The following is a 19,318-nucleotide window of genomic DNA, read 5'->3' on the forward strand; positions in this document are numbered from 1 at the left end:
ATGGACGCAAGGAACGGAGCAGTGAGCGGAGAAGCCGCTACGCTCTGGCCGCGCGTCGCCGAAGGCCTGCGCCGCGATCTCGGCGCGCGTACCTTCGACCATTGGCTGAAGCCTGTCCGCTTTGCCGATTATTGCACCCTGTCGGGCGTCGTGACGCTCGAGACGCAGAGCCGCTTTTCGGCGAACTGGATCAACGAACGCTTCGGCGACCGGCTCGAACTCGCATGGCGCCAGCATCTGCCCGCCGTGCGCGGCGTGACCGTGCGCGGCGGAGCCGCCGCGGCCGCCCGCGCCGAGACGCTGGCGACCCAGCCGCTGCCGGCGTTCGAGCCGCCGCAGCCCGTCGCCGCCAACCCTGCATTGCTCGGCTTCGATCCGCGCCTGTCGTTCGATCGTTTCGTCGTCGCGCGCTCGAACATCCTCGCCGCCAACGCCGCGCGCCGCATGGCGATGGTCGAGACGCCGCAGTTCAATCCGCTCTATCTCTGCTCGGGCACCGGCCAGGGCAAGACGCATCTGCTCCAGGCGATCGCGCAGGATTATGCCGCGGCGCATCCGACCGCGACGATCATCCTGATGTCGGCCGAGAAGTTCATGCTCGAATTCGTCGGCGCGATGCGCGGCGGCGACATGATGGCGTTCAAGGCGCGGCTGCGCGCCGCCGACCTGCTGCTGCTCGACGATCTGCAGTTCGTGATCGGCAAGAATTCGACCCAGGAGGAACTGCTCCACACGATCGACGATCTGATGACCGCGGGCAGGCGCCTCGTCGTCACCGCCGACCGTCCGCCCGCGATGCTCGACGGGGTCGAGGCGCGCCTGCTGTCGCGGCTGTCGGGCGGTCTCGTCGCCGATATCGAGGCGCCCGAGGATGACCTTCGCGAACGGATCATCCGCCAGCGGCTCGCCGCGATGCCGATGGTCGAGGTGCCCGACCCGGTTGTCGCTTATCTGGTCAAGCATTTCACCCGCAACATCCGCGAGCTCGAAGGCGCGCTCAACAAGCTGCTCGCCTATGCCGCGCTGACCGGGACGGTGATCGACCTGGCGCTGGCCGAGGACCGGCTTGCGGAAAATGTCCGCAGCGCGCGCCCGCGGATCACGATCGACGAGATTCAGCGCGCGGTCTGCGCACATTACCGGCTCGACAAGGCCGAAATGGCGTCGAAGCGCCGCGTCCGCGCGATCGCGCGCCCGCGTCAGGTCGCCATGTATCTGGCGAAGGAACTGACGCCGCGCTCCTATCCCGAGATCGGCCGCCGCTTCGGCGGGCGCGATCATTCGACGGTGATCCACGCGGTGCGCACGGTCGAGGCGCTCCGCGTCCACGACAGCGAACTCGATGCCGAGATCGCGGCGATCCGGCGCAGCCTTAACGGCTGATCCACAGCTTTATCCCCAGGATCATCCCCGCCGCTGACGTTTGCTTTAGGGTGACGAGACGTGGAAGGTTCGCAACCGGTCGACCGCCGTCGTTCGTCTCAGCCCTCGGCCGGGCCCTCGAACGCCTCGATCACCCAATCCTCGGCCTGCGCGCCGCCGATCCATTCCTGCATGTGCGGGTGGCTGATCACCGCCTGGCAATAGGGAATGGCGAAGCGGGGGAGCGGGATCGAGTAAGTGATGAAGCGGGTGACGACGGGCGCGAACATCATATCGGCGGCCGACCAGTCGCCGAACAGATAATCGCCCTCGCCGCCGAAACGCGCGCGCGCCTCGGCCCAGATCTGCATGATGCGGATGACGTCGGCCTGGACGTCGGGCGCGAGTTCGGCGGCGGGATAGATGCGGCGGATGTTCATGCTGCAACTGCGGCGAAGCGCCGCGAAGCTCGAATGCATTTCGGCCGCCATCGACCGCGCCATCGCCCGCGCGGCCATATCTTCGGGCCAATAGCCGCGGGTGCCGCCAGTCTTTTCGTTCAGATAGTCGATGATCGCCAGGCTGTCCCAGACGACGGTGTCGGCACCGTCCCACAGGATCGGCACCTTGCCGCCCGACGGCGCGAACTCGTCGCCCTCGCGGCGGTTCGACCAATCCTCGTCATAAAGCGGGACGGCGACTTCCTCGAAGGGCAGCCCGCTGTGCCGCGCCGCGAGCCAGCCGCGCAGGCTCCAGCTCGAATAGGCCTTGTTGCCGATGAACAGTTTCATCTAAATTCTCCTCCCTCCCCCTGAACGGGGGAGGGTTGCGTAGACTTGCCAGCTTGCTGGCTAGTCGAAGCTGGGAGGGGGTGATGCGAGCTTTCGGCTCGCGCGGCCCCGCTACCCCTCACCAAGTTTCGGTAGCGGACAAGTCCGCAACCTGCATTATCCTCTCCCGCAAGGGGAGAGGATAAACCAGTCCTAACTTTCCACCGCCTCCAGCACCGCAGTGCGCAGCTCGGCGATGCCCAGGCCCTTTTCGCTGCTCGTCGCGATCACCTCGGGATGCGCGGCGGGGTGCTTGCGGGCTTCGGCTTCGGTCGCGGCGTGGACAGCGGCGAGGTCGGTCGCCTTGATCTTGTCGGCCTTGGTGAGCACGAGGCGATAGCTGACCGCCGCGGTGTCGAGCATTTCGAGCACCTCGCGGTCGACGTCCTTGATGCCGTGGCGGCTGTCGATCAGCACCAGCGTGCGCTTGAGCACCTGCCGGCCGCGGAGGTAATCGTTCACCAGAAATCGCCATTTCTTGACGACATCCTTCGGCGCCTTGGCGAAGCCATAGCCGGGCATGTCGACGAGCCGGAACGCCAGGGGCGCGCCGACGTCGAAATAGTTGAGTTCCTGCGTCCGCCCCGGCGTGACCGAGGTACGCGCGAGGCCGTTCCGGTTCGTCAGCGCGTTGAGCAGCGACGATTTGCCGACGTTCGAACGGCCCGCAAAGGCAATCTCGGGCACCGAAGGCGCGGGCAGATGCTGGAGCGCGGGCGCCGATTTCAGGAAGGCGATCGGGCCCGCGAACAGCTTGCGCGCGCGTTCGGGGAGCGTGGGGTCGGTTTCGCCGCCGGTCATGGCATGTGTCCCCGCGCAGGCGGGGACCCAGAGAAAGGTTGCGCCAGCGCCGGCGTCCTGCCGCTCTGGACCCCCGCCTTCGCGGGGGAACACAGATGGTTGGCGCAGGTTTCCGTCACTTGACCGGCGCCGCCCGAAGCTGCGGGAACTTGCGGTACATGAACTGCTGCTGCGCGATCGACAGGCAGTTGTTGGTGATCCAGTAGAGCAGCAGGCCCGCCGCGAAGGGCGCCATGATGAACATGAACAGCCACGGCATGATCTTGAACACCTGCTGCTGCACCGGGTCGGTCGCCTGCGGATTGAGGCGGAACTGCAGGAACATGGTGACGCCGAGGATCAGCGCGAGCGGCCCGAGGGCGAGCAGCGACGGCGGCGTGAAGTTCAGGAGGCCGAACAGGTTGAGGAAATGCGCCGGATCGGGCGCCGACAGATCCCGGATCCACAGCGCGAAGGGCTGGTGGCGCATTTCGATCGTCAGCATCAGCACCTTGTAGAGCGCATAGAAGATCGGAATCTGCAGGACGATCGGCAGGCAGCCCGCGAGCGGATTGATCTTCTCATCCTTGTAGAGCTTCATGAGCTCCTGCTGTTGGCGTGGCTTGTCGTCCTTGTAGCGTTCCTGCAGCGCCTTCATCTTGGGCTGGACGAGGCGCATCTGCGCCATCGAATGGAACTGGCGCTGCGCGACGGGGAACATCAGCGCGCGGATGATCACCGTCAGCAGCATGATCGCGACGCCGAAATTGCCGACCTGCTGGAACAGCCAGTCGAGCAGCTTGAAGATCGGCTTTTCGAAGAATTCGAACCAGCCCCAGTCGATCGCGTTCGACAGGCGCGGGATGCCCGCGTCCTGATAGGCCGACAGGGTGCTGACCTCCTTCGCGCCGGCGAAGATGCGGCTGGTCGTCGTGACCTGCTTGCCGGGAGCAACCGTCGCGAAGGGGCGCGCGAAGAGCGTCTGGTACGTGTCCGCCGCGGGCGCGGTGATCGACGCGGTGACGCGCTCGTCCTGCGCCGGGATGACGGCGGCGAGCCAATATTTGTCGGTGAAGCCGAGCCAGCCCGCCGCGCCATATTTGAACGCCTCGCCCTTATCGAGATGCTTGTAGTCGACGTCGAACACCGACTTGCCGTCGAGGTAGCCGGTCGGGCCGATGTGGTTCGTCCAGCTGCTCTGCTCGTGCGGGTCGGTCGGCTTGCCGAGGCGGTCGATCAGCGCGAAGCTGCTGGCGTTGACCGATGCCGTGCCGGTGTTGGCGATCGTCTGCTTCGCGGTGATCAGATAATCGGCATCGATGCTGTAATCGATGCGAAAGCTCTGGCCGGTGCCGTTCGCCCAGCTCAGCGTCACCGGGGTTGCCGGGGTGAGCTTGGCGCCGCTCGCGGTCCACACGGTTGCGGGGCCCGGAACCTCGACGCCCTGCTGCGCGGCCCAGCCGACGCTCGCATAATAAGCGGCCTTGGTGTTGCCGGGGGCGAAGAGCCGGACGGGGGGCGAATCCTTCTTGATCGTCTGGCGATATTTGGTGAGCGTGATGTCGTCGATGCGGGCGCCGACAAGGTTGATCGAGCCCGACAGCGCCGGGGTTTCGATCGCGACGCGATTGCCTGCGGCGAGCGCGGTTTCGAGCGGCACGACTGCCGGGGCGGCCGGAGCGATGGCGCCGGGTGCCGCCGGGGTGCCGGGCTGCGCGGGCGCCGCCGGGTTCGCCGCCCCGTTCGCGCCCGCGACGGTCTTCGTCACATCGGGTTTCGGCGGGGTGGGCAAGAATTTCTGCGAGACGAAGTTCCAGCCGAGCAGGATAGCCGCCGACAGCAGGATTGCCGTGATCCAGTTACGCTTGTCATCCACGCTGCTTGGTCTCTCTTCGTCTCAAAATGTCGGGAAAGGACGCCTTACGGCACCGGGTCGGAACCATGGCCCCCCCAAGGGTGGCAGCGCAATAGCCGCTTTGTCGCCAGCCAGCCACCCTTGATCGCACCATGGCGTTTCAGCGCAATGATCGCATATTCGCTGCACGACGGCGCATAGCGGCACGTCGGCGGCAGGATGCGCGACGGGCCGAGCTGCCAACCGCGCGCGATCAGGATGAGCAGGCGGGCGATCATGCGAAAGGCTCGGAAAACTGCGCAACTTCACTCGCAATGCGCATGTTCGACACGGGCAGAAATAGGCTCATGCCGAAATCTTATGCCAGCGAAGCAATGTAGGACAGCCGGTCATTTCGCGAGCTTCTTCGCCGCGCGCTTCAGCGCCGATTCGAGATGGCCGGCCAGTTCGGCAAAGGCGATGGCGTTCCCGCCCGGCCGGCCGATCAGCACATGGTCGGCACCGGCGATTCCCGATTCGGGCAGCGCAGCGCGCGCCAGTTCGCGAAACCGCCGCTTCATCCGGTTGCGGGTGATGGCGTTGCCGACTTTTTTGCTGACGGTAAAGCCGATGCCCGGCGCAGCGTCATCGTCGCCGCGCGGGCGGACGAGGAGGACGAAGCCGGGCATGGGAAAGCGAAGGCCGCGGTTCGCGGCCAGAAATTCGCTGCGTTTGTAAAGCGTTCGCACCAGCCCAGATCCTTCCAGGCTCGGCGGCGAAGCGTCGGCGCTTAGGCCGACAGCTTCTTGCGGCCCTGCGCGCGACGGTTGGCCAGAACCTTGCGGCCGCCGACGGTCGCCTTGCGGGCGCGGAAGCCGTGACGGCGCTTGCGCACGAGGCGGCTCGGTTGATAGGTGCGCTTCATCGCGGTTTTCCCTAGATCTCGTCAAATGCTGCAACAGAAAAGGGCCGCCAAACGTGGGCGGCCACTGTCGGGGGCGCGGATAAGCGGGATTCGGGACAAAGTCAATCATCATCGAGGATATCCTCGATCCGGTCGCGGGCGCGGCGGCGCGCGGCGCTGACGCGGCGCATCACCCGGTCGGTCCAGTCGCCGTAGCGCGGATGGCGCCATTTGAAGCGGACGTAGCGGCGTTTCGCCCAGGCGTTGTTCTGCAAGGCCAGCATCAACCCGACCGGAAAGAGGATGATGAAGCCCGGGCCGGGGAGCGGGCCGATAATGACGCCGGCGATCATCAGCAGCACGCCGAGGCAGAACAGAAGCGTGCGGACCTGCGCGTTCGATCGCAATCGCTGGTAGAGGCTGCGCTTCGCCATGCAGGGCGATGTGGGAGCGGGCGAGGTGAGTTGCAAGGGTAAAACACGCCGCCTTCGCGCGGGCGGAGATGTTGCGCTGTAGTGAACTCAGTTCAGCGTCACGAAGCGCGCCATGTCGGCGCGGGTCAGATACCGGACATCGTCGAACGGCGTCGCGTTGGTGAGCGCGTAAAAGGCGCGCGCCTTGGCGTCGTCCATGCCCATTTCGCGATAATAGCTCAGATATTCGGCGTGGACCGGATCGTCGGCGGGATAGTCGTTGGCTTCGCGGCCGGTTTCGTCGGCCCAGCTATGGACGCCGAATTCGGCGTCGGCCGCGGCGCGGCGGACGGCGCCGGCCAGCCAGAGCTCGACCGCGCCCGACCGCACCGAACCGCCGCTCGGGACGATGGTTTCGAGGCCGGCGCGGCGGATCGCGCGGGCGAGGATCAGATTCGCTTCCTCGTCGAGGCTGCCGGGGCAGTCGATCATCTCGAGCCGCTTGAGGCCCGGAAAGGCCGCGAGCATCGCCGCGAACTGGCGCGGCGTTGCCGAGGTGACGTCGCCCGCCATCCGAACCGTCGTTCCGTCGATGACCGCGAAGGGGCCGAAGCGCGCCTTCGCCTGGCCGAGCGTCGCGAGAGTGGCCGAGGGCGCATAGCGGCGCGTCGCGCCGAGGTCGGCGTCTTCGGCGAGCCTCCCGTCAGCAAGCTCTTCATCGGCGAGCAGCGCGGCGCTTTCGTCGATGACGTCGCCATCGTCCGCGTCAGCGCTGTCATCGCCCGTGTCATGGGTCCACGTCACCGTCGTGGTGACGGTCACGATCTGCTGGGCGCTGGCCGGGACGAACGCCAGCAGCGCCGCGAAAGCGGCGATAAGGAGGGTGCGGACGAGAGCGGCCGGCGAAACCATGGGCCCGCCTTCGCGCGCGCGCGGTTTCCAAAGGACGAAGCGGCAGCGTCAGTGCGGCGTTAACCGCGATATGGGACGGCGTTTGTAATATCCTCGTCATCCCGGCGAAGGCCGGGATCTCGCCCTATCGGAATAACGCTCCGATGAGATCCCGGCCTTCGCCGGGATGACGGAGGGGCGTTCAATCAACCTCGCACAGCGCCTTCAACTGCTCGGCGACCGCGCCCCAGCCGGGGGTGAAGCCCATCTCCTCGTGGCTTTTCACCGCCTCGTCGGTCCAGTGGCGCGCCCAGCCGGTGAAGCGGGTGCCGCCCGCTTCGGGTTCGATTTCCCAGCCACCGATCATGAAGGGGCCGGCGGGGGCGAGGCGGCCGCTTTCGTCGCGGACGACCGCGTCGGTGGTGACGAAGCGTCGGCCCGGCACGACTTCGAGGAATATCCCGTCGCTCGGCATCGTCTCGCCCTCCGGCCCGTGCATCGTCATCGCGCAGCGACCGCCGGTGCGGAGGTCGATCGCGTCGAGCGTGACGGTCCAGGGTTTCGGGCACCACCATTCGGCCATGCGGTCGGTCATCGCCTGCCAGACCTTGTCCGGCGGCGCGGCGATGAAGGTCGATACCGAGAGTTCACGGGGTTCGCTCATGTCTCTTCTCCTGACGTCAGTCGCGGTCGGGGGCGCCGAGCGGGAAATAGGCGCGATAGGGGCGGGCGTCCTCGACGCAGCGCGCGACCGATGGATGCGCGAGCAGGCGGGCGCGATAGGCGCGCAAATTCGCGTGGGTTCCGGCGATCGGATGGACCCAGTCGGCGTAGAAGAGCGACGGCGCTGCGGCGCAATCGGCGAGGCTGAAGCCGCCCGGCGCCGCCCAGCCGCCCGCCGCCAGTTCCTTGTCGAGCCAGCCATAGATGGTCTCCAGCCGCGCTTTCGCCTGATCGACGATCATCGGCAGGTGATTTTCAGGGCCGCGCAGCGCGTCGTTCACCACTTCCTGCATCGGGGTCATGACATGATTGTCGAAGACGCGGTCGAGCAGGCGGACCTGCATCGCCGCTTCGAAATCCTGCGGGATCAGCCGCGGTTCGGGCGTCAGCCGGTCGAGATATTCGATGATGATCGATGCCTCGAACCAGGCGCGGCCGTCGTCGCCGACGAGCAGCGGGAATTTGCCGATCGGCCAGTGCGATTTCAGTTCCTCGCCATGCTGCGGCCATTCGGCCTCGAGGATGCGATAGTCGAAGGCGATGTCCTTTTCGTAGAGCGCGATCAGCGCCTTCCAGGTGTAGCTCGAAAAGGGGTGACCATAGAGGATCGGCATCAGACGGCCTTTCGTGTCAGCCATGCCAGCGGCAGGCCGATGAAGAAAATGTGGGGAAAGAGCGCGACCGCGCCCTTGACGAGTTCGGCGGGCGGGAAGGGTGCGCCGAAGCGGAGCGGCAGCACGAGTGCGTTCATCACCAGATAGAGGATGACGCCATAGAGCGTGCCGGTGAGCCACCATGGTTCGCGGAGCACCGGCGCGCGGCGGGCGGCGGCGAACCAGAAAGCGACCATCGCACCCATGATCGCATAATGCGTCGCAAGCCCCGCGAGCGCGCCGCCGAGGCCCCAGTCGGCGGTGCCGTCGCCGAACGGTCCCTTGGCGACGCCGCGCAGCATTCCGCCGACGGTGCCGCCCGCAAGCACGCTCCACACCGAGGCATAGACGATGTCGAGCGTGCCGCAGAGCGCCCAGGCGAAGAGCGGGCGATTAGCCAACGGCCTCACCCCGGACCGCGGCCTCGATTGCGGCGATGTCGATCTTTTTCATCGTCATCATCGCGTCGAAGGCGCGCTTCGCGACCGCGGGGTCGCCGCCCATCGTCGCGTCGGTCAGGGCGCGTGGGGTGATCTGCCAGTTGAGGCCCCATTTGTCCTTGCACCAGCCGCAGGCGCTTTCCTGCCCGCCGTTACCGACGATCGCGTTCCAGTAACGGTCGGTCTCTTCCTGCGTGTCGGTGTGGACCTGAAAGGAAAAGGCCTCGCTCTGCGGAAAGACCGGACCGCCGTTGAGGCCGACGCAGGGAATGCCGAGGACGGTGAAATCGACCGTCAGCGCATCGCCTTGCTTGCCGCCGGGAAAATCGCCCGGCGCGCGGTGGACGCTGCCGACCCGGCTGCCCGGAAAGGTCGCGGCATAGAAATTGGCGGCTTCCTCGGCATCCTTGTCGTACCAGAGGCAGAGGGTCACGGCCTGGCCCGTGGGTTGATTTAGGGGTTGGTTCGACATTATTTCTCTCCTTTGACGGGCCCGCCGATCGACCAGAGATGGCCGAACGGATCTTTCACCTGGGCATAGCGGTCCCCCCAGAAAGCATCGTGCGGTTCGAGCGTCGACGCGGCTCCCGCCGCGAGCGCGCGTTCGTACCAGGCGTCGGTGTCATCGACGCTGAGGTGCAGGGTCATGCCGGTCGGTGCCGCCATCGCGTGCCCTGTATATTCGGGGAAATCGTCGTGCATCATCAGCGATGCGCCGTTGACGGTGAGGTGCGCGTGCATCAGCCGCACCCCGTCGTCGGCGGGGACGCGCATCCGCTCGGTCGCGCCGAACGCCTTGCGATAGAAATCGATCGCCTCGGTGCCGCGCTTGTCGGGGATGGCGATATGCGGGGTCAGGCCCGAGCTCGGGCGCTGGTCGGGTTGGTTCGGCATGTCTCTCTCCTTTCAGTTCGTCACCCCGGCGAAGGCCGGGGTCTCGCCCGCGCTTCTTGACCGATCCGTCGAGATCCCGGCCTTCGCCGGGATCTCGAATGGGGGCGAGTGTTTATCGTTCAGCTCTTCCGCGGTCCCACCAGGCCGAAGGCGGCGCCTTGGGGATCGACGCCGTTCATCGCATATTCCCCGCCGGGGATCTCCATCGGTTCGGTCAGGATGCGGCCGCCGTTCGCGGTCACCGCGGCATGGGCGCGGTCGATGTCGTCGACGCCGATGTAGAAGCTCCACATAGCGGCAGGCATGCCGGGCATCAGCGGCATCACCGCGCCGATGCCCACGTCGCCGCGCTGCAGGAAGCGGTAGGCGCCCATGTCGCCCATATCCATCGCGCCGTCCTGCCCCCAGCCGAAATGCCGGGTGTAGAAGGCGATGGCGGCGTCGGGATCGCTCGTCGACAGCTCGTTCCAGCGGACGCGCTGCGGCTGGTCGACCGAGAAGACGTCGCTCTCCATGCCCTCCATGCCCGGGGGCGGCACCGGGTCCATGATGTAGAAGGCGGCGCTCTGCGGGTCGGACACCATCGCGATGCGCCCGACGGGCAGGTCGGTCGCGGGCATATGCACCGCGCCGCCGTCGGCCTTGATCGCGGCGATCGCGGCATCGACGTCGGGGGTGTGGATATAGCCGAGCCACGCCGGCCGCGCGCCGCCGGCGAGCATGTCGGCATTCAGCGCGAGGATGCCGCCGGCATTGCCGCCGTCGCTGCGGCCGATCATGCGATAGTCGACGTCGCCCGCGGCGGGGTCGCGTGTCGCGGCGATCGTCCAGCCGACGACGGCGCCATAGAAGCGCGCGGCGCCCGCCGGGTCGGGGGTCATCAGTTCGTACCAGATGAAGTTGGCGGCGTCGGTCATGGCTTGGTTCCTTCCACGGTCGGGAAATAATCCCCGCGGCCCTCGGGGGTCATGTCGAGCAGGCCCCACAGCGAATCGACGAGGTCGCCGGCGCGGTGGTGCTGGCCGGGGTCCGACGGTGCGAACGCCATCTCGCTGCCCCAGTGATGGCGGACGGTATCGCCGTCCTTGCGGAAGACGTTGAAGATCGTCTCGTCCCACTCCTCGCCGTCGTTCAGATTGCGGTCGGCGCGCATCGCGGGCGGAAATTTGCGCGTGTCGCCGAAATAATCGGCCGAATAGCGGGTGGTGACGTCCGACAGGAAGCTCAGGTGATGCCAGCCGCGCAGCCGCGCCCATTCGACGAGCCGCGCGATCGGCGATTTGGCGACGATATAGAGCGGCGCGCGGTCGTCGATATAGCGCGCGCCGCCGTCGACCGAATCGAGCATGTGCGTGCAGCCGGGGCAGGGGACATCGCGGTCGGGGCCGAACATGAAGCTGTAAAGGATGATACTCGGCCTTTCGCCGAACAGTTCGGATAGCGTCACCGTCTCGGGCCGCTGGTGCGTGCCGATGCGTTCGAAGACATAATCCTCGGCGATCTCGCCGCCGGGCGGCAAGGCGCGGCGCTGCGCGGCGACCGCCTCGATCCGACGGCGGAGCGCGATCTCCTCGTCCAGAAGCGCGTTGCGCGCGGCGCGATAGGCGGCGCTTTCGTTGGGATAGGCGATATGGTTCATAATCTCTCTCCAGATCCTCCCTGCCGCGCAACGGTGGGGAGGGGGACCGCCGCGAAGCGGTGGTGGAGGGGCCGCGACGTCGCGCCAGTGCCCCTCCGTCAGCCCTTGCGGGCTGCCACCTCCCCATGGCTTCGCCACAGGGAGGAAAGGGCTTACGCCTCGACGATCGGCGCGAAGCCGCCGTAGATCATGCGCTTGCCGTCGAAGGTCTGGTCGTTCGGATCATGCTGCATCCGCTCGTCCTTCATCACCTTGTCCCAGCCGGCCATGCGCGTGTCCTTGTCGGGCCATTCGACCCAGCTGAAGACGACCGTCTCGCCGTCCTGCCGGTGCGCGGCGCGGTGGTAATCGGTCACCTTGCCGTCGGGCACATCGTCGCCCCACGCCTCGACGACGCGCGTCGCGCCATGGTCGCGGAAGACTTCGGAGGCCTTGGCGGCCATCGCGCGATAGGCGTCCTTGTTGCCGTCGGGGACGGGGACGAGATAGCCGTCGACATAGCCCATCGTGCCCGCTGCCCGATCGTCGATCATCGAATCGAAACCGGCGAAGATCATCCGCATTCCGTCGAAGGGCATGTTCGCGCCCATCGCCTCCATGCGCGGATCGCTCATCATCTTTTCGTTCGCGGCGTTGCGGGTGGCGCGGTCGGGATATTCGAACCAGCTGAAGACGACGGTTTCGTCGGGCTTCGCCTGCACCGCGCTCTTGAAGTCGTTGACCTTGCCGTCGGGGACGTCGTCGCCCCAGGTCTCGACCATCCGGGCCGCGCCATATTCCTTGAACAGCGGGGCCGCGTCGGCGGCGTGCTTGCGATAAGCTTCCTTGTTGGCGGTCGGTACCGCGAGCACGAATCCTTCCACATAGGTCATCTTGTCTCTCCTCGGGGGCTGGAGTTCGGGATCAGGCGGCGGGCGGTCCCGCTTCTTCGCTGAAGGCGGCAAGCTGCGCGGCGAGCGCGCGCTGGAAGGCGGAGCGAGCGAGGCAGCGGTCCAAATAGCCCTGCAGCCGTGGCTGCTCGGCGACCAGGCCGGCCTCGACGGCTTCGCGGAGCACGGTCGCCATTGCGATGTCGGCGACGGTGAAGTCGCCCGCCAGATAGGATTTGTCGCCGATGGCGTCGTTCAGGCGGCCGAGCCGGCCCTGAATGAACTCGATCAGGCTCGGGCGGCGGAGTTTCGCCCATTCCTCGTCTTTCGCGAACAGGTCGACATTGCCGAGTTCGAACAGCATCGGCTCGACGCTGTTATAGGCGGCGAAGAGCCAGGCGAGGGTGTTGGCGCGCGCCTGACCGTCGCGGGGCAGCAGCCGCGCGTCCTTTTCGGCGAGATGAAGCAGGATCGCGCCGCTTTCGAACAGGCGGACGCCGCCGTCGTCGAGCACCGGCACCTGACCCCACGGCTGGAACAGGAAATGATCGGCGGGGCGGTTGATCGCGCTGATCAGATGCTCGGCATAGTCGAGTCCGATCTCCTCGCACGCCCAGCGCGGGCGGAGATCGCGGACGAAGCCGCGCGCGAAGTCGGGCACCCAGTCGAAAGCGGTGATTTCGAGGCGGCTGTCGGGGTTCACGGGCATGGCTCTATTTCCTCGCTTGAGTTTGGGGGTCAGGCAGGCAGCGGTTCGCCGACCGCGCAGTCGGCGAGATGCGCCGCCATCGCGCTTTGAAAGGCCGGGCGCGACGTGCCGCGCGCGACATAGGCGGTCAGATTGGGGTGCGGGGCCAGCAACTCCGGGTTTGCGTTGCGCAGCACGTCGACCATGACGATGTCGCCGATCGAAAAATCAGCTTCCAGCCAGTCGCGGTCCCCGAGCGCCTGTGACAAGCGCGCCAGCCGCTGCTCGGCAAAGGGTTTCGCCGCTTCGATCGCGCCGGCGAGCCAGTCGGTGCCCTGTCCCTTGACGGTCAGCACGACGAGGGTCTGGATCATCGGTTCGACGCTGTTGAGCGCCGCGATCATCCAGCTGATCGCGCGTCCGCGCCCCTTCGCATCGCGCGGCAACAGGCGCGCGTGGGCTTCGCCGATGTGGATCAGGATCGACCCCGTTTCGAACAGGATCAGGTCATCCTCCTTGTAGACCGGAACCTGTCCGAACGGCTGATCGGCGAGATAGGCGGGCGCCTTGTCCTCGAAAATGCCGCCGATCAGCCGCGTGCTGTAAGGCCTTCCGATTTCGTCGAGCGCCCAGCGGACACGGATGTCCTTGATGCGGCCGTAGGCAAAGTCGGGAACCGATCGATAGGCGGTGATTTCAGGCACGGCGCTTCCTCCTCTTCCCCGGCGGGATCGTCAGGCGGCGGCTTCTGCGGGCTCGCCGGCCGGGATCGCTGCCGGGTCCATCCACATCACTTCCCAGATATGGCCGTCGGGGTCCTCGAAGCTGCGGCCGTACATGAAGCCATAATCCTGCGTCGGGGTCGGGTCGGCCTTGCCGCCGGCGGCGACCGCCTTGTCGACCTGTCCGTCGACCGCGTCGCGGCTGTCGGCCGAGACGCAGAGCAGCACCTGCGCGGTCTTATGCGCGTCGGGGATCGTCTTCGAGGTGAAGGTCGCCCATTTGGCGTGCGTCAGCAGCATGACGTGGATCGACCCTTCGGCGACGACCATGCAGGCGGCGGTATCGTCGGTGAAGGCGGGATTGTTGACCGCGCCGACCGCCTCGTAAAAGGCTTTCGACTTTTCGAGGTCGGTGACGGGCAGGTTCACGAAAATCATCTGGGGCATCGTTTCTCTCCTGGGGATATATGCTGTTGTCAGGCGGCGGCCTCGGGAGCCGGCGCCTCGCCACTGGCGACCGCGGGGTCCATCCAGAACGGGCCCCAGACATGACCGTCGGGGTCGAGGATGTCGCGGCCGTACATGAAGCCATGATCCTGCACCGGGTTGATGTCGGCGGTGCCGCCGGCGGCCGCGGCGGCCTCGGCCATCGCATCGACCGCCTCCTTGCTGCCGAGCGCCAGCGCGAGCGACACCTCGCTCGACCCGCGGTCGGCGATCGGGCGGTCGGTGAAGCTCTTCCACTTGTCGTGGGTCAGGATCATCACGAAGATCGTCTCCGACCAGACCATCGCGGCGGCGGTGTCGTCGGTGAAGCGCGGTTCGTTGGTGAAGCCGATCGCTTCGTAAAAGGCCATCGAGCGGGCAAGATTCGCGACCGGCAGATTCACGAAGATCATCCTGGGGGTGTCGGACGCAGTCATGGGGGGACTCCTCTCGCTTGTCGGCTTGGTCAGGTCCGCCCGAAGATCATGCGGACATAACGTGTCAGGTGGGCGACGCTTTCCCGGGCAATCGCCGGATCGTTCGTCGTTTTCGCCAGAACGAAGCCGCCTTGCAGCACCGACTGGATATGGCGCGCGAGATCGAGCGCGGTCATGCCGTCGGGGGCGCCATAGGCGTCCATCGCCGCCTCGATATCGGGTGCCAGCGCTTCGCAATAGGCGGCGATGCTCGCCTCGCAGGCGAGGCGGATCGGCTCGCTCGTCGCATAGGCGTCCTGCACCATCGTGCCGATGAAGCAGGTGAAGCCGTCGACCGGGCCGTGGAGCAGCGAAAAGCGGAAATCGATATGGCCGAGCAGGCGGTCGAGCGGATCCTCGAGTTTCGTATGCGGCAGCATGTCGAACATCGGCCGTGCGCGTTCAGTCCACGCCTCGGCGGCGGCGACCGCGAGCGCTTCCTTCGATTCGAAATGATGGAAGAAGGCGCCCTTGGTGACCCCGGCGGCGGTGCAGATCTGATCGACCGTGGTCGCGGCATAGCCCTGCCGCCGCACCTCCTGATGCGCCGCGGCGATCAGCCGCGCGCGGGCGCTGCCACGCGGGGTGCGGGCGGGAGGGTTGGAGGAGGAGTGAGTCGCGGTCATGCGAATCCACATACCGACTGGTTGGTATGTTGTCAAATCATCTGCGATGACGAAACCAAGACGGTGCTAAAAGGACTCGACCTTCATGCGCCTCGGTTTAAAAGCATAAAAGAACAAAGGGGGATCATGGTCGCGATCGTTTCAACCGCCGCCTATCTCGGCATCGAAGCGCGCGGGGTCGAGGTGCAGTGCCAGATCACGCCCGGCCTGCCGCGCTTCGTCGTCGTCGGTCTGCCCGACAAGGCAGTCGGCGAAAGCCGCGAGCGGGTGCGCGCCGCGATCGCCGCGATCGGGCTCGCGCTGCCGCCCAAGGTGATCACGGTCAACCTGTCGCCCGCCGACCTGCCCAAGGAAGGCTCGCATTACGACCTGCCGATCGCGCTCGCTTTGCTCGGCGCGATGGGGGTGATCGATGCCGAGACGCTCGCTTCCTACGTGGTCGTCGGCGAACTCGGCCTCGACGGGCGCGTCGCGCCGTCGCCCGGCGTGCTGCTTGCCGCGATCCACGCGGGGAGCGTCCAGCGCGGGCTGATCTGCCCAGCGGCGCAAGGCTCCGAAGCGGCGTGGGCAGGGCATGTCGAGGTGATCGGCGCGCCCGACCTGCTGGCGCTGCTCGGCCATTTCAAGGGGCAGGCGATCCTGCCGCCGCCGCAGCCGGGCGAGGTCGAGGCGCCGATGCGCACGGCGGATCTCGCGCAGGTGAAGGGGCAGGAGACCGCCAAGCGCGCGCTCGAAATCGCCGCGGCGGGCGCGCATAATCTGCTGATGTCGGGGCCGCCAGGGTCGGGCAAGTCGCTGATGGCGGCGTGTATGCCGGGCATATTGCCCGACCTGACTCCCGCCGAAGCGCTGGAGGTGTCGATGATCGCCTCGGTCGCCGGCGGGCTCGAGGGCGGGCGGCTCGTCCGTGCGCGGCCGTTTCGGGCGCCGCATCATTCGGCGTCGATGCCCGCGCTCGTCGGCGGCGGGCTGCGCGTCCGGCCTGGTGAGGTCAGCCTCGCGCATCTTGGCGTGCTGTTTCTCGACGAGCTTCCCGAATTCCAGCGCGGAGTGCTCGACAGCCTGCGCCAGCCGCTCGAGACCGGCGAGGTCAGCGTTGCGCGCGCCAATGCGCATGTCACCTTTCCGGCGCGGGTGCAGCTCGTCGCGGCGATGAACCCGTGCCGCTGCGGCCATCTCGGTGACCCGGCGCTCGCGTGCAGCCGCGCCCCGCGCTGCGCCGCCGACTATCAGGCGAAATTGTCGGGGCCTTTGCTCGACCGCATCGACCTGCATGTCGAGGTCGAGGCGGTGAGCGCCGCCGACCTCGTCCTGCCGCCGCCCGCCGAGGGCAGCGCCGAGGTCGCGGCGCGCGTCGCGGCGGCGCGCCGGGTCCAGACCGAACGCTATGTGGGGCACAAGGCGCGCACCAATGCCGAGATCGACGGCGAACTGATGGAGGCGGTCGCGACCCCCGACGAGCCGGGGCGGCAATTGCTCGCGCAGGCGGCCGCGGCGATGCGGTTGTCGGCGCGCGGCTATACGCGGATGCTCCGCGTCGCGCGCACCATCGCCGACCTTGCGGGGGCGGAAGCTGTCGGCCGCATCCATATCGCCGAGGCGCTGAGCTATCGGCGGCAGGCGCCGCGGAACTGAGCGATGGACGACGAAGCGATCCTGTTCGATGGGGTGATCTTCGAATGGCGGGGCCCGGCGCCCTTTCTGTTCGTCGCGGTTCCCGACGCGCATCTCGGCGCGATCCGCTATGCGGGGCTGTCGCTAAGCTATGGCTGGGGCGTCGTTCCGGTTGTCGCAGAGATCGGCGAAACGCGCTTTGCGACATCGCTCTTTCCGCGTGACGGCGGCTATCTGGTGCCGGTCAAGGCCGCAGTCCAGAAGGCCGAGCGGATCGGGATCGGCGACCGGGTGGAGGTCGCGCTGAAAGTCGGCCGACCGTAAAGGCGCCAAAGACAGGCAGGGAGAGGTTGAATGCCGGAACCAATCAGGGGATCGTGCCTTTGCGGGGCGGTCTCGTTCGCGATCGAGGGCAAGATCGGTCCGGCCGGGCAATGCCATTGCTCGAAATGCCGGAAGGTGTCGGGGACCGACGGTAATGCCGTTTTCTATATGTCGGCGCAGAGCTTCCGCTGGCTGGGCGGCGAGGCGAATATTGCCCGCTTCGTGGTGCCGGGAAGCGATGGCTGGACGTCGAGCTTCTGCGAGACGTGCGGAAGTCCCACGCCGCATACCGACCCCGAAGAGAAAATCTATTTCGTGCCCGCGGGCCTGCTCGACGACGATCCGGGATTCCGGGGCTATGCCGCGCATATCTTCGTCGGGTCGAAGGCGCCGTGGGTCTGCATCACCGACGACGCGCCGCAATATGTCGAGGGCTTCGGGTCGCCGTTGGTGGAGCGGGCGCGTTCGTGAGCCCCGGGCATGTGCCCCCGCCCTTTCGTCATTCCCGCGAACCCGGGCACACCTTTGTTATAACTCGGTCGGCGCCCGGTTGCGCGTTGTCATTCACGAAGTCGAGAATGCCCATCAGTGAGCCGTGGAGCGTCGCATGAACCTCACCGCGTTTCTCACCAGAATGCAGCACGATCTTGCCGACGAGTGAGCGGATGTCGGCTGACGCATCAAGCCGCGTCTCCGGGTCTTTGAGCGTTTCCGTGAGCCGTGCGACCTTGCGCTTGTAAATTTCGGCAATGCCGGGATGGATATCGGGAATACCGGCAGGTGCTTCGGCGAGCCGCGCGGTGATCTCCGCTTTCTCGCATTCGAGTTCAGCCATGCGCGCCTTCATGCTCGGCTGATAAAGCCCGTCCTCGATCGCGGCCATGATTCCCGCAACGGCCTTGTCGATCTTCGCCAGCGCGCGCGTGTCGGCATCGGCCTGGATGCGACGCTCACGGTTCTCGCGGTTGATATGGTTCGCATAGGCGGCAACGGCGGCGTCGATCTTGTCGGCCGACACCAGCCGGTCGGCGATACCAGCAAGCGCCCGGCGCTCCAGTTCCTCGCGCCGGATCGTCCGACTGTTGGAGCAGGTACGGCTGCGATGATGGCCGACGCAGCCGTAGCGGTCGCCGACGACGATGGCATAGGTGCCGCCGCACTCACCGCATTCGAGCAGGCCCGACAGGAGATAGACCGGACGCCGCAGCCCGTTGACGCTTCGCGCCTGGGCCGCTTCCTTCATGCCCTTGTTCCGCGCGGCGAGTGCTTCCTGCTGGCGCTTGGCTGCGTCCCATAGTTCGTCGCTGACGATCCGCAGGTCGGGCACGGCCTTGCGTACCCATTCGGATTCGGGGTTGAGCCGCGTGACGTCCTTGCCGGTGTTCGGATCTTTTACGTAGTGCTTGTGGTTCCAGACGCGAACGCCGACGTAGAGTTCGTTATTGAGGATACCGAGCCCCCGGCGCGGGGTGCCCCGGATACTCGTGTCACGCCATGGCTTTCCCGAAGGCCCGGCGATGCCTTCGGCGTTGAGATCGCGGGCGATGGCGATCGGACTTTTCCCGGCGGCAAACTCGCGAAAGATGCGCTCGACGATCAGCGCCTGCGCCGGATCGATCTCGCGCTCACCGCGGACCAACTCGCCTTCGCTATTCAGGCGCCGGACCATCCGATAGCCATAGCCGACCGCCCCAGCGGAGAAGCCCTTCTCGACCCGGCCGCGCAGGCCGCGATGCGTCTTCTTGGCAAGGTCTTTCAGGAACAGGGCATTCATCGTGCCCTTGAGCCCGACATGCAGTTCGGAGATTTCACCTTCGGCCAGCGTCACCAGTGGGACGCGCGCGAACTGCAAATGCTTGTAGAGCGTCGCGACATCAGCCTGATCCCGCGACACGCGGTCGAGGGCTTCCGCCACCACGATATCGAACTTGCCGGCCTGCGCATCGGCCAGCAGCCGCTGGACACCGAGGCGCAGGATCATGCTCGATCCGGAGATGGCGGCGTCCTCATAGGTCGCCTCAATGTGCCAGCCCTCGCGCGCGGCGTGCTCGCGGCAGAGGCGCTGCTGGTCGGCGATCGACGCAGCATTCTGCTGGTCGGACGAATAGCGGGCATAGAGCGCGGCGCGGATCATGACGTTTTCCCCTTTC

26 protein-coding genes are annotated in these 19,318 nt (G+C 66.7%); 4 read left to right on the forward strand and 22 right to left on the reverse strand.

Annotated elements, in window-relative coordinates; genetic code table 11:
• On the forward strand, window positions 1-1,383 hold the full coding sequence (gene dnaA / locus ACVENA_RS00005; protein WP_449327125.1) for a chromosomal replication initiator protein DnaA: 1,383 nt from the start codon (window positions 1-3) through the stop codon (window positions 1,381-1,383).
• Between the two features lie 98 nt (window positions 1,384-1,481).
• Here the strand turns inward: dnaA and ACVENA_RS00010 are convergent, their stop codons facing one another.
• From ACVENA_RS00010 to ACVENA_RS00110, 21 genes are all read right to left on the reverse strand, one after another.
• Window positions 1,482-2,153 (reverse strand): glutathione S-transferase family protein, encoded by a 672-nt coding sequence (locus tag ACVENA_RS00010; protein ID WP_449327126.1) that lies wholly within the window; start codon window positions 2,151-2,153, stop codon window positions 1,482-1,484.
• A 192-nt stretch (window positions 2,154-2,345) separates the two neighbouring features.
• Entirely contained in the window at window positions 2,346-2,993 is a 648-nt protein-coding gene (yihA, locus tag ACVENA_RS00015; protein WP_449327127.1) for a ribosome biogenesis GTP-binding protein YihA/YsxC, read from the reverse strand.
• 115 nt (window positions 2,994-3,108) lie between these two features.
• On the reverse strand, window positions 3,109-4,848 hold the full coding sequence (gene yidC, locus ACVENA_RS00020; protein ID WP_449327128.1) for a membrane protein insertase YidC: 1,740 nt from the start codon (window positions 4,846-4,848) through the stop codon (window positions 3,109-3,111).
• Between the two features lie 44 nt (window positions 4,849-4,892).
• Window positions 4,893-5,105, reverse strand: coding sequence for a membrane protein insertion efficiency factor YidD (yidD, locus tag ACVENA_RS00025; protein WP_449327129.1), 213 nt, complete (start codon window positions 5,103-5,105; stop codon window positions 4,893-4,895).
• Window positions 5,106-5,216: 111 nt separating this feature from the next.
• Complete coding sequence (gene rnpA / locus ACVENA_RS00030) at window positions 5,217-5,555, reverse strand: ribonuclease P protein component (RefSeq protein WP_449327130.1); 339 nt, start codon at window positions 5,553-5,555, stop codon at window positions 5,217-5,219.
• A gap of 41 nt (window positions 5,556-5,596) precedes the next feature.
• Complete coding sequence (gene rpmH / locus ACVENA_RS00035; RefSeq protein WP_054586364.1) at window positions 5,597-5,731, reverse strand: 50S ribosomal protein L34; 135 nt, start codon at window positions 5,729-5,731, stop codon at window positions 5,597-5,599.
• A gap of 101 nt (window positions 5,732-5,832) precedes the next feature.
• Complete coding sequence (locus ACVENA_RS00040; RefSeq protein WP_449327131.1) at window positions 5,833-6,144, reverse strand: PGPGW domain-containing protein; 312 nt, start codon at window positions 6,142-6,144, stop codon at window positions 5,833-5,835.
• Window positions 6,145-6,231: 87 nt separating this feature from the next.
• A complete protein-coding gene (locus ACVENA_RS00045) occupies window positions 6,232-7,035 on the reverse strand; it encodes an alpha/beta hydrolase (protein ID WP_449327132.1) in 804 nt (267 codons plus the stop codon).
• A 181-nt stretch (window positions 7,036-7,216) separates the two neighbouring features.
• Window positions 7,217-7,678, reverse strand: a complete 462-nt coding sequence (locus ACVENA_RS00050; RefSeq protein ID WP_449327133.1) for an SRPBCC domain-containing protein — start codon at window positions 7,676-7,678, stop codon at window positions 7,217-7,219.
• 16 nt (window positions 7,679-7,694) lie between these two features.
• Complete coding sequence (locus tag ACVENA_RS00055; protein ID WP_449327134.1) at window positions 7,695-8,375, reverse strand: glutathione S-transferase family protein; 681 nt, start codon at window positions 8,373-8,375, stop codon at window positions 7,695-7,697.
• Window positions 8,351-8,800, reverse strand: a complete 450-nt coding sequence (locus ACVENA_RS00060) for a hypothetical protein (RefSeq protein ID WP_449327135.1) — start codon at window positions 8,798-8,800, stop codon at window positions 8,351-8,353. The genes ACVENA_RS00055 and ACVENA_RS00060 overlap by 25 nt, the downstream gene beginning before the upstream one ends.
• The gene (locus tag ACVENA_RS00065) at window positions 8,784-9,302 is read right to left on the reverse strand and encodes a VOC family protein (protein WP_449327136.1); all 519 of its coding nucleotides are present in this window, start codon (window positions 9,300-9,302) and stop codon (window positions 8,784-8,786) included. Before ACVENA_RS00065 ends, ACVENA_RS00060 begins: the two co-directional genes overlap by 17 nt.
• Window positions 9,302-9,724: a VOC family protein gene (locus tag ACVENA_RS00070; RefSeq protein ID WP_449327137.1), complete on the reverse strand. Its 423-nt coding sequence runs from the start codon at window positions 9,722-9,724 to the stop codon at window positions 9,302-9,304. The genes ACVENA_RS00065 and ACVENA_RS00070 overlap by 1 nt, the downstream gene beginning before the upstream one ends.
• Before the next feature lie 119 nt (window positions 9,725-9,843).
• Window positions 9,844-10,641, reverse strand: coding sequence for a VOC family protein (locus ACVENA_RS00075; RefSeq protein WP_449327138.1), 798 nt, complete (start codon window positions 10,639-10,641; stop codon window positions 9,844-9,846).
• Window positions 10,638-11,363 carry a DUF899 family protein gene (locus ACVENA_RS00080; protein WP_449327139.1) on the reverse strand — a complete coding sequence of 242 codons (726 nt, stop codon included), beginning with the start codon at window positions 11,361-11,363 and terminating at the stop codon, window positions 10,638-10,640. The genes ACVENA_RS00075 and ACVENA_RS00080 overlap by 4 nt, the downstream gene beginning before the upstream one ends.
• 152 nt (window positions 11,364-11,515) lie before the next feature.
• Window positions 11,516-12,235 carry a DUF1428 domain-containing protein gene (locus ACVENA_RS00085; RefSeq protein ID WP_449327140.1) on the reverse strand — a complete coding sequence of 240 codons (720 nt, stop codon included), beginning with the start codon at window positions 12,233-12,235 and terminating at the stop codon, window positions 11,516-11,518.
• Between the two features lie 31 nt (window positions 12,236-12,266).
• The gene (locus tag ACVENA_RS00090; protein ID WP_257547346.1) at window positions 12,267-12,941 is read right to left on the reverse strand and encodes a glutathione S-transferase family protein; all 675 of its coding nucleotides are present in this window, start codon (window positions 12,939-12,941) and stop codon (window positions 12,267-12,269) included.
• Between the two features lie 29 nt (window positions 12,942-12,970).
• On the reverse strand, window positions 12,971-13,624 hold the full coding sequence (locus tag ACVENA_RS00095) for a glutathione S-transferase family protein (RefSeq protein ID WP_449327141.1): 654 nt from the start codon (window positions 13,622-13,624) through the stop codon (window positions 12,971-12,973).
• A 30-nt stretch (window positions 13,625-13,654) separates the two neighbouring features.
• Entirely contained in the window at window positions 13,655-14,089 is a 435-nt protein-coding gene (locus ACVENA_RS00100; RefSeq protein WP_449327142.1) for a VOC family protein, read from the reverse strand.
• 29 nt (window positions 14,090-14,118) lie between these two features.
• On the reverse strand, window positions 14,119-14,565 hold the full coding sequence (locus ACVENA_RS00105) for a VOC family protein (RefSeq protein ID WP_449327143.1): 447 nt from the start codon (window positions 14,563-14,565) through the stop codon (window positions 14,119-14,121).
• 29 nt (window positions 14,566-14,594) lie between these two features.
• A complete protein-coding gene (locus tag ACVENA_RS00110; protein WP_449327144.1) occupies window positions 14,595-15,230 on the reverse strand; it encodes a TetR/AcrR family transcriptional regulator in 636 nt (211 codons plus the stop codon).
• A 126-nt stretch (window positions 15,231-15,356) separates the two neighbouring features.
• On the opposite strand from ACVENA_RS00110, the gene ACVENA_RS00115 reads away from it, so the two are divergent.
• Genes ACVENA_RS00115 through ACVENA_RS00125 form a run of 3 tightly spaced genes read left to right on the forward strand, consistent with a single transcriptional unit; the run spans window position 15,357 to window position 17,639 of the window.
• Complete coding sequence (locus tag ACVENA_RS00115) at window positions 15,357-16,865, forward strand: YifB family Mg chelatase-like AAA ATPase (protein ID WP_449327145.1); 1,509 nt, start codon at window positions 15,357-15,359, stop codon at window positions 16,863-16,865.
• A gap of 3 nt (window positions 16,866-16,868) precedes the next feature.
• The gene (locus tag ACVENA_RS00120) at window positions 16,869-17,168 is read left to right on the forward strand and encodes a DUF1905 domain-containing protein (protein ID WP_449327146.1); all 300 of its coding nucleotides are present in this window, start codon (window positions 16,869-16,871) and stop codon (window positions 17,166-17,168) included.
• A 30-nt stretch (window positions 17,169-17,198) separates the two neighbouring features.
• Entirely contained in the window at window positions 17,199-17,639 is a 441-nt protein-coding gene (locus tag ACVENA_RS00125; protein WP_449327147.1) for a GFA family protein, read from the forward strand.
• Window positions 17,640-17,667: 28 nt separating this feature from the next.
• Here ACVENA_RS00125 and ACVENA_RS00130 read toward each other — a convergent pair whose 3' ends face one another.
• The gene (locus tag ACVENA_RS00130; protein WP_449327148.1) at window positions 17,668-19,302 is read right to left on the reverse strand and encodes a recombinase family protein; all 1,635 of its coding nucleotides are present in this window, start codon (window positions 19,300-19,302) and stop codon (window positions 17,668-17,670) included.
• Window positions 19,303-19,318: the final 16 nt, after the last annotated feature.

Source organism: Sphingopyxis sp. 550A, assembly GCF_053569535.1.

What these genes read in the sequence shown, in the direction of transcription:
- dnaA (WP_449327125.1), top strand. Translation starts at nt 1, where the DNA reads ATGGACGCAAGGAACGGAGCAGTGAGCGGAGAAGCCGCTACGCTCTGG.
- ACVENA_RS00010 (WP_449327126.1), bottom strand. Translation starts at nt 2,153, where the DNA reads ATGAAACTGTTCATCGGCAACAAGGCCTATTCGAGCTGGAGCCTGCGC.
- yihA (WP_449327127.1), bottom strand. Translation starts at nt 2,993, where the DNA reads ATGACCGGCGGCGAAACCGACCCCACGCTCCCCGAACGCGCGCGCAAG.
- yidD (WP_449327129.1), bottom strand. Translation starts at nt 5,105, where the DNA reads ATGATCGCCCGCCTGCTCATCCTGATCGCGCGCGGTTGGCAGCTCGGC.
- rpmH (WP_054586364.1), bottom strand. Translation starts at nt 5,731, where the DNA reads ATGAAGCGCACCTATCAACCGAGCCGCCTCGTGCGCAAGCGCCGTCAC.
- ACVENA_RS00040 (WP_449327131.1), bottom strand. Translation starts at nt 6,144, where the DNA reads ATGGCGAAGCGCAGCCTCTACCAGCGATTGCGATCGAACGCGCAGGTC.
- ACVENA_RS00045 (WP_449327132.1), bottom strand. Translation starts at nt 7,035, where the DNA reads ATGGTTTCGCCGGCCGCTCTCGTCCGCACCCTCCTTATCGCCGCTTTC.
- ACVENA_RS00050 (WP_449327133.1), bottom strand. Translation starts at nt 7,678, where the DNA reads ATGAGCGAACCCCGTGAACTCTCGGTATCGACCTTCATCGCCGCGCCG.
- ACVENA_RS00055 (WP_449327134.1), bottom strand. Translation starts at nt 8,375, where the DNA reads ATGGCTGACACGAAAGGCCGTCTGATGCCGATCCTCTATGGTCACCCC.
- ACVENA_RS00065 (WP_449327136.1), bottom strand. Translation starts at nt 9,302, where the DNA reads ATGTCGAACCAACCCCTAAATCAACCCACGGGCCAGGCCGTGACCCTC.
- ACVENA_RS00070 (WP_449327137.1), bottom strand. Translation starts at nt 9,724, where the DNA reads ATGCCGAACCAACCCGACCAGCGCCCGAGCTCGGGCCTGACCCCGCAT.
- ACVENA_RS00075 (WP_449327138.1), bottom strand. Translation starts at nt 10,641, where the DNA reads ATGACCGACGCCGCCAACTTCATCTGGTACGAACTGATGACCCCCGAC.
- ACVENA_RS00080 (WP_449327139.1), bottom strand. Translation starts at nt 11,363, where the DNA reads ATGAACCATATCGCCTATCCCAACGAAAGCGCCGCCTATCGCGCCGCG.
- ACVENA_RS00085 (WP_449327140.1), bottom strand. Translation starts at nt 12,235, where the DNA reads ATGACCTATGTGGAAGGATTCGTGCTCGCGGTACCGACCGCCAACAAG.
- ACVENA_RS00090 (WP_257547346.1), bottom strand. Translation starts at nt 12,941, where the DNA reads ATGCCCGTGAACCCCGACAGCCGCCTCGAAATCACCGCTTTCGACTGG.
- ACVENA_RS00100 (WP_449327142.1), bottom strand. Translation starts at nt 14,089, where the DNA reads ATGCCCCAGATGATTTTCGTGAACCTGCCCGTCACCGACCTCGAAAAG.
- ACVENA_RS00105 (WP_449327143.1), bottom strand. Translation starts at nt 14,565, where the DNA reads ATGACTGCGTCCGACACCCCCAGGATGATCTTCGTGAATCTGCCGGTC.
- ACVENA_RS00110 (WP_449327144.1), bottom strand. Translation starts at nt 15,230, where the DNA reads ATGACCGCGACTCACTCCTCCTCCAACCCTCCCGCCCGCACCCCGCGT.
- ACVENA_RS00115 (WP_449327145.1), top strand. Translation starts at nt 15,357, where the DNA reads ATGGTCGCGATCGTTTCAACCGCCGCCTATCTCGGCATCGAAGCGCGC.
- ACVENA_RS00120 (WP_449327146.1), top strand. Translation starts at nt 16,869, where the DNA reads ATGGACGACGAAGCGATCCTGTTCGATGGGGTGATCTTCGAATGGCGG.
- ACVENA_RS00125 (WP_449327147.1), top strand. Translation starts at nt 17,199, where the DNA reads ATGCCGGAACCAATCAGGGGATCGTGCCTTTGCGGGGCGGTCTCGTTC.
- ACVENA_RS00130 (WP_449327148.1), bottom strand. Translation starts at nt 19,302, where the DNA reads ATGATCCGCGCCGCGCTCTATGCCCGCTATTCGTCCGACCAGCAGAAT.